The following is a 6,987-nucleotide window of genomic DNA, read 5'->3' as shown; positions in this document are numbered from 1 at the left end:
CGCTTCGGCGCCCAGGGCATCGGCCTGGGCCGCACCGAGCACATGTTCCTCGGTGACCGGCGCGAGCTGGTCGAGCGGCTGGTCCTGGCCGACGCCGAGGCCGAGCGCGAGGAGTCCCTCAAGCAGCTGCTGCCGCTGCAGAAGAAGGACTTCGTGGAGCTGTTCGAGGCGATGGACGGCCTGCCGGTCACCGAGGAACATGTGCCGCAGCATCTCCTCGGTCACCTCGGGGGTGCGCGCATAGCCGATGAAGTAGGTGCCGAACTCTCCGTCTCCGACGCGGCCGAACGGCATGTTGTCCCGCACGATCTTCCGCTCGTTGCCGTCCTCGTCGGTGATCGTGTTCAGGGCGACGTGGGAGTCGTCGGGCTTGACGTCGTCGGGCAGTTCGACGTTGTCCAGCTTGGTGCGGCCGATGACCCTTTCCTGCTCCTCGACCGGCAACGCCTTCCAGGCGGTGAGGTCGTGCAGGTACTTCTGGACGATGACGTAGCTGCCGCCCGTGAAATCCGGGTCTTCGTCGCCGATGAACACCGCGTCGGCCGCCGGCCCACCCTCGGGGTTCTCCGTGCCGTCGACGAAGCCGAGGAGGTCGCGCTCGTCGAAGGACTTGAAGCCGTGCACCTCGTCCACCACGGTGACGGCTCCTTGGAGCCGTTCGGCGATCAGCTGGGCCAGTTCGAAACACAGGTCCATACGGCGGGCCCGTACATGAAAGAGGAGATCGCCGGGGGTCGACGGGGCGCAGTGACGGGCGCCCGCCAACGGCACGAAGGGGTGAAGATCTCGTGGGCGGGGTCCTTCGAAGAGCCGGTCCCACGCGGCCGAGCCGATGCCGACGACGCAGGTGAGTTCGGCATCCGGAGCCCTGAATCCCACCGACCGTCTCAGCCCGGCCACATCCGGCAACAGGTCACGGACGACGCCCTCGCCTCCCGGCGCGATGGTGCACACGAGGAACACGGCCGCTTTGGCCGGTGGGGCGAGCACGGACTGCGACTCAACCACGGATTCCCTCTCCTGTCTGTCGCGGCCAAGGCGGCTCACCGTCACTCGGGGGGATCACTCGGATCGGCATGACGGTGGCCTCGACGTCATTCATGATCGGCTGATCGCTCTGGATGCTGTAGTCGTATCGCGCACAGCACGTTCGTCTCGGGCATGCCATAGACGCCACGTGAGGTCCGGGGGACTTCCTTTCGGGGATTCCGCGGTCGGCTTTCGGGGATTCTCGCGGCCGGGGTGGCCGGGTCTCAGTCGTCGTGGCGGGACGGGGTCGGGTCCAGGTAGACGCGTCTGACGGCGGGGAGCATGGCACGAAGGCGGTTCTCCGCCTCCTCACAGGCCCATTCGATCTGATCGGACGTGGAGATGTCACGGAAGTCGACCTTCGCGGCGATGAGGATCTCCCCCGGCCCCTGCACCAGCGTCGTCAGTTCCAGGACGTTCTCGACGTGCCGGACGGACATCAGCTCCCGGCGCACGGCGTCCCGCACCGGCGCCGGCAGGGCGCGGCCGATGAGGAGTTCGGCGTTGGAGCGGCCCAGGACCCAGGCGACGAGCACCAGCAGCAGTCCGATGAGGATGGAGGCGATGGCGTCCCATGCGCCGGATCCGGTGAGTTGGCCGCCGAGGAGTCCCAGCGCGGCCAGCACCAGACCGGTGAGGGCCGCGGCGTCCTCCATGACGACCGCTTTGACGGCCGTGTCGGGCGTGTGCTCCAGATAGCGGAGAACGGGGACCCGGAAGTGCCTCGCTCTTCCGGTGGCCTGTCTGAGCCCCGTACGCAGGGACAGGCCTTCCAGCACGAATGCGGCGGCCAACACGATGTAGGAGGTCAGGGGGTTGCCCGGGCTCTTTCCGTGTGTCAGGGCGTGAATGCCGTCGTAGAGGGCGAACACGCCGCCGCCCACGAAAGTGGCGACGGAGGCGAGCAGCGCCCAGATGTACCGCTCGGGCCCGTGCCCGAGAGGGTGGTCCTCGTCGGCGGGCTTCGTGCTGCGTTTCAGGGCCGTCAGCAGGAGTACTTCGGTGATGGTGTCGGCGACCGAATGCCCGGCCTCGGCCAGCATGGCGCTGGAACCGCTGAGTGCACCGGCGACGGCCTTGGCGAGTGCGACACCCAGATTGGCGGCCGCCGCGACGATCACGGTGAAGGCTGACCCGCCCGCGCCAGGACCGCCCGAGGAACCCACCCGGTGATCCAGGACCGGCCCGATGTCCGCGCCCGTCCCTCGCCCCGGTTCCGGTTCGCCCTGCGCCCTCATGTCCGGAGAGTATTCCCTTTCCCCTTCGCTCCGGGACTCGGGAACGTCCGCATGGCCGACTGCACGGTGCCATCACTTTGGAGGAGCTCGGCGGCAGTGGCGAAAGGAGTCCGCCATGAACGGCCGGAACTCGACCGCCGACGACCTCGCCGCCGACGAGACGAGCATGCCGCGCCGGATCATCGGGCAGCTTCATGGAATCCCCGTCGGAAGGGACTCGTCCGTGACGGCACACCCCGCCCACGAACAGAGCTGGACCATCTACGGTCAGCGGCAGCTCGACCACGGCTACTCCCCTCCCGTGCCCGATCGCATCGACTGGGGGTTCTGGCCCGGCGTGGGACCGGGGGCCGAGGTCCTCGGGGACATCCGCGGCAAGAGGGTCCTCGACATCGGCTCCGGTCCGGGTCACCACGCCGTCCACCTGGCCCGCGAGCACGGCGCCCGCGTGGACGGCGTCGACCTGTCCCCCACCCAGCACCAGCGCGCAGTGAACGATCACGGCACGGAGCCAGGAGTCCGCTTCCTGTGCGAGGACGTCGCCGAGCACCTGCGCCATGCGCGGCCCTACGAGGCCGCCTACGGCATCCGCACCTTCGGCTGCATCGATCCGCACCATCTGCTCCCGGCTCTGCGGGACGGACTGACCGACGGCGCGCCCCTCGTCTTCTCCGCCCTCCACACCGACGCCGACGGGCAGGGTCCGTCCGGCGAGGTGACACCACGCCAGGAGTTCATCCGGCTGCGGGACGAGGAGCCGATCCCCACACAGATGTGGGTGCTCGACCCGCAGGTCTGGGCGGACCTCCTGACGGGCCACGGGTTCAAGGTGGAGGCGATCGAACTCCTCACCGCACCCTCCGACGGCAATCCCGTGATCGTCCAGCTCGTCCGGGCCCGACGCCACCGCCCCACCGATCTCTCGCTCCTCACCAGCCGTCCCCGTAGTCGCCGACCACCCGCACCGCATGCCGCGATCGGTGTCGGCGCGATCCTGTTCGGCGAGCACGGTCTGCTGCTGGGACGGCACCGGCACGGCACGTGGGAACTGCCCGGCGGCACCGTCGAGCCCGGAGAGTCCCTCCACGACACCGTCGTTCGCGAGCTCGCGGAGGAAACCGGGCTTGTGGCACGCCCGGAGGACGTGACTCTGCTGGGCACACTCGTCGACCATGTCGACGACGTCGTGCGCGTCACCGTCGGCGCCGTCGTCTCGGCATGGCAGGGCGAGCCCTGCGACCAGCCGGACGAGAGCGTGGGCGACTGGCGCTGGTGGCGCCTGGACGCGCTGCCGCAGGGTTTGTTCGTGTGCAGTGCGCAGATCCTGACTGCCTGGCGCTCCGACCTGCCGCCCATCGACCACGCTCCCGCGCACTTCACCCCCTACGCGGGCCGGACACCACCGCCGACGAGCTGAGCGGATGGCATGGGCACATCGGCGGCCTCTGCTGTCTCGCCTGCGTCCTCGGGGTGTACGGCACCCGCCGCGAACCCCCTCCCCGGTCGGCACCGCGCGTCATGAGACCCGGCGGAACACGGCGGCCGGGCCGATCGAGTCCGGTCCGAACCTGTCGCGGATGCGGTCCATGGTCTCTTCGGCCACCAGGCGTGCCTCACGGGCGCGGTCGAGGCTGATCTGCTGGGTGACCCGTCCGGCGTCGACGAGGTCCTCGCCCTTGACGGCGATACCGGTCAGACGTCCGCGCTGCAGGCCGGCCGCGTCCATCAGCTGGTAGGCCGCCGTGCGCAGGTCCTCGTCGTGGGCGGACGCCTCGGGCAGTCGGCGGGTCCTCTCCCAGGAGGCGCCTTGGGCGAACTTCAGGACGAGGGTCAGGGCGCGGGCGCCCTGGCGGCGCCGGCGCAGCAGCCGGCCCAGCCGTACGACGAGGTCGAGCAGGGCGGCGCGGACCTCGGCGCCGTCGAGGGTCTGCTGGGGGAAGGTGTGGCGGACGGTCGCGGCGGCGGGCAGAGCGCGGGGGACGACCGGGCGGGGGTCGATGCCGCGGGCCCGGTCCACGGCCTGCCGGCCGGCCTTGCCGCCGAGCAGTCGCTGCACGGTGGCGGGCGGCACGGCTGCGAGCAGCCCGACACTGTGGATGCCGTAGTCGTGGAGGGCCTCGGCCTGACGTGGGCCGATACCGTGCAGGGCCTCCACGGGCAGGGGTGCCAGCCAGTCGGTGACCTGGCCGGCGGCGACGGTCAGGACGCCGCCGTCCTTCGGGATCCGGGCGGAAGCGGTGGCCGCCACCGTGATCGAGGGGCCGATGCCGACGCGGACGTCCACTCCGAGGCGGGAGACGGTGCGGATCCGCAGGACCTCGCCCAGCCTGTGGGCGTCCACGCCGTGGTAGCGCAGCGCACCCTTCAGTTCCACCAGCGCCGCCGTCGGCGGCAGCGCCTGCACCATCGGGGACAGCTCCGCCAGCTGCTCCAGGACCTGGCGGTAGAGCTCCTGGGGAAGGCGGTCCGGGCAGCGCACATGCATCACCGTCGGCTCATCTCGTCCCGGTGTTGCCTCTGTGCTCATCACGCCGCCTCCCGCACACCACATTATCGAACGATAAATCGAACACGCGAGGGCGCGAGTACTGGATCATGGATCTAGAATCAAAAACATGTTCGACGACTTGCCGCCTGATCTGGAGCGTCTGCAGACGCTGCGGGTGTGGCATGCCATGTGGCTGGCGCGCATCGACCGCAAGATCGCCGCAATCCGGAAACGGCAGGCGGAAGCCGAACACGGCCGCCGTGTGCGACCGCGGCCACCGGAGTGGATCGTCGAACTCGGCATCGGCAACGGCGGCCCGCCCGTCCAGGTCCACGCCGGCGACTGCCACATCGCCGGCCGGCGCCGCCGTCCCGTCAGCCGCGAGGACGCCCGGCGGCTGCTGGCCTCGGGCCTCCCCTCCTGCGGCCACCGCCGGCCCGACCGCCGGCTGAACATCCTCGACTTAGCCGCCCGGGCGCTGGGGCGCCGAGCGGACTCGAAGACGACCTCCTACCGCGCACCACGGCCCGATGCGACCCACACGGTCCGCCCGTCCGATCGCACAGGTCAACCCTGCCTCATGGACGTGACAGCCCTCCGTCGCGCTCAGCGACGCGGACCCGCCGGCTCCGGCTCGGGGTCGACGGCCGGGACCACCGCGGTGCGGTCACCGGTGCGCCCCACCGGCACCAGAAGCGCCGCCGACGCCGCCCCGAGGCACAGCAGGGCCAGCAGGGCGAAGCCGTGGGTGTAACCGGAGGCGTACGGCAGGCCGGAGGGCTGGAGGTGACCGGTGACCAGCACGCTGGTCACCGAGGTGCCGAGGGAACCGCCGATGGTGCGGATGTTGGCGTTCATGCCGGTCGCGGCGCCGGTCTGGTCCGCCGGGACACTGCCGACTATCAGGTTCGCCATCGAGGCGAAGGCCAGGCCGATACCGAGGCCGAAGACGCCGGCGACGAAGGCCACCTGCCACTGCCGGTCGTGCCAGAGCGCGAGGAAGCCGCAGGCCAGTGCGCCGAGTCCGGCACCCGCCACCAGCAGGGTCTTGGCACCGAGCACCGGCTGCAGGCGGCCGCTGAGCACACCCGAGAGGAACATCGCGACCAGCATCGGCAGCATGAGCAGCCCGGCGGCCGTGACGCTCGCGCCGAAGCCGTATCCGGCCCCGCTCGGGGTCTGCACGAAGCCGGGCAGGAAGGACCAGATGGCGTACATGCCGGCGCCGAACAGCAGCGCAGCCGCGTTGGTGGTCCACACCGCGGGCAGCCGCATCACGCGCAGGTCGATCAGCGGGGTGCCGGAGTGGGCCTCGGCGTACAGCCACAGGACGAAAAGGATGACCGCGGCAGCGAACAGACCGGTCACGCGGGCCGAGATCCACCCCCATGCGCCGGCCTGACTGACCGGCAGCAACAGGGCCACCAGCCAGGCCGACAGCAGCCCGGCACCGAGCCAACTCACGCCACCCTCGGCCCTGTTGCGGGACTCGGGGATACAGCGCAGGGCGATCAGCGCGGTGACGGCGACGACGGCGACCGGGATCCAGAACAGCCACCGGTAGTCGAGCGCGGACACGATGGGTCCGGCCGCCACCATGCCGACGCCGCCGCCGGCGGCGATCACGGCGGACAGGTTGCCGATGCTGCCGGGCACCTCGGCGGGCGCGAACTCGTCCCGGATGATGCCGAAGGACAGCGGGAACAGCGCACCGCCGACGCCCTGGACGACACGGGCGACGATCAGCACGCCGATGCTCGGCGCGAGCGCGGCGAGCAGACAGCCGGCGAGCACCACGAGCAGGACGGCGACGAGCGTGCGTTTCTTCCCGACCAGATCGCCGACCCGGCCGAGGATGGGGGTGAAGACCGAGGCGGACAGCAGATACGCCGTCATCACCCAGGTCACGGTGGACTGCGAGGTGTGCAGCGCGTGCTGGACGGTCGGCAGAGCCGGCGCGATCAGCGACTGCAGCATGGAGAACACGCCCGCACCGGTCGCGAGGACCGCGAAGGTGAGGCGGGTGGACTTGCGGGGCATGAAGGCCTCTCCGAACGGAGTGGGACCGGTCTGTGCCGTCTCGGTCGAACGGGTGCGGTGCGCATCGGTGCGCACCGGGCACGCCGACGAGGGCGGGGAGCGGTCGCGGAAAGAGTCGGACGGACCGGCGATGCGCGCGGCGCAGGCCCGTGCCGGAGGTCGTACGAGAGTGCCGTCGCGCCGATGGTGCGC

At 70.7% G+C, this 6,987-nt stretch carries 4 protein-coding genes and 3 pseudogenes; 3 read left to right on the top strand and 4 right to left on the bottom strand.

Annotated features, from left to right (window positions below):
- Positions 1-192, top strand: a pseudogene (locus tag BZY54_RS54200) (putative PEP-binding protein); the annotation flags it as partial.
- Here BZY54_RS54200 and BZY54_RS45030 read toward each other — a convergent pair.
- Positions 172-1,008, bottom strand: a pseudogene (locus BZY54_RS45030) (Dyp-type peroxidase); the annotation flags it as partial. The pseudogenes BZY54_RS54200 and BZY54_RS45030 sit on opposite strands and share 21 nt — an antisense overlap.
- A 245-nt stretch (positions 1,009-1,253) precedes the next feature.
- The gene (locus BZY54_RS45025) at positions 1,254-2,267 is read right to left on the bottom strand and encodes a cation diffusion facilitator family transporter (RefSeq protein ID WP_086731142.1); all 1,014 of its coding nucleotides are present in this window, start codon (positions 2,265-2,267) and stop codon (positions 1,254-1,256) included.
- Positions 2,268-2,382: 115 nt separating this feature from the next.
- On the opposite strand from BZY54_RS45025, the gene BZY54_RS45020 reads away from it, so the two are divergent.
- A complete protein-coding gene (locus tag BZY54_RS45020) occupies positions 2,383-3,684 on the top strand; it encodes a bifunctional class I SAM-dependent methyltransferase/NUDIX hydrolase (RefSeq protein ID WP_244217650.1) in 1,302 nt (433 codons plus the stop codon).
- A 99-nt stretch (positions 3,685-3,783) separates the two neighbouring features.
- On the opposite strand, the gene BZY54_RS45015 is transcribed toward BZY54_RS45020, so the two are convergent.
- Positions 3,784-4,794, bottom strand: coding sequence for a DNA polymerase Y family protein (locus tag BZY54_RS45015; RefSeq protein WP_086731141.1), 1,011 nt, complete (start codon positions 4,792-4,794; stop codon positions 3,784-3,786).
- Positions 4,795-4,882: 88 nt separating this feature from the next.
- Here BZY54_RS45015 and BZY54_RS54195 point away from each other — a divergent pair.
- A pseudogene (locus BZY54_RS54195) lies at positions 4,883-5,194 on the top strand (DUF6233 domain-containing protein); the annotation flags it as partial.
- Between the two features lie 167 nt (positions 5,195-5,361).
- On the opposite strand, the gene BZY54_RS45005 reads toward BZY54_RS54195, so the two are convergent.
- Entirely contained in the window at positions 5,362-6,795 is a 1,434-nt protein-coding gene (locus tag BZY54_RS45005; protein WP_086731144.1) for an MFS transporter, read from the bottom strand.
- Positions 6,796-6,987: the final 192 nt, after the last annotated feature.

Source organism: Streptomyces carpinensis (genome assembly GCF_002154505.1).
GTDB classification, from domain to species: domain Bacteria; phylum Actinomycetota; class Actinomycetes; order Streptomycetales; family Streptomycetaceae; genus Streptomyces; species Streptomyces carpinensis.
The sequence above is the reverse complement of the archived record's forward strand: the minus strand, read 5'-3'. Positions and strand labels throughout refer to the sequence as shown.

Excerpts from the sequence above, each read along its gene's own strand:
- BZY54_RS45025 (WP_086731142.1), bottom strand. The coding sequence starts at position 2,267 with ATGAGGGCGCAGGGCGAACCGGAACCGGGGCGAGGGACGGGCGCGGAC.
- BZY54_RS45020 (WP_244217650.1), top strand. The coding sequence starts at position 2,383 with ATGAACGGCCGGAACTCGACCGCCGACGACCTCGCCGCCGACGAGACG.
- BZY54_RS45015 (WP_086731141.1), bottom strand. The coding sequence starts at position 4,794 with ATGAGCACAGAGGCAACACCGGGACGAGATGAGCCGACGGTGATGCAT.
- BZY54_RS45005 (WP_086731144.1), bottom strand. The coding sequence starts at position 6,795 with ATGCCCCGCAAGTCCACCCGCCTCACCTTCGCGGTCCTCGCGACCGGT.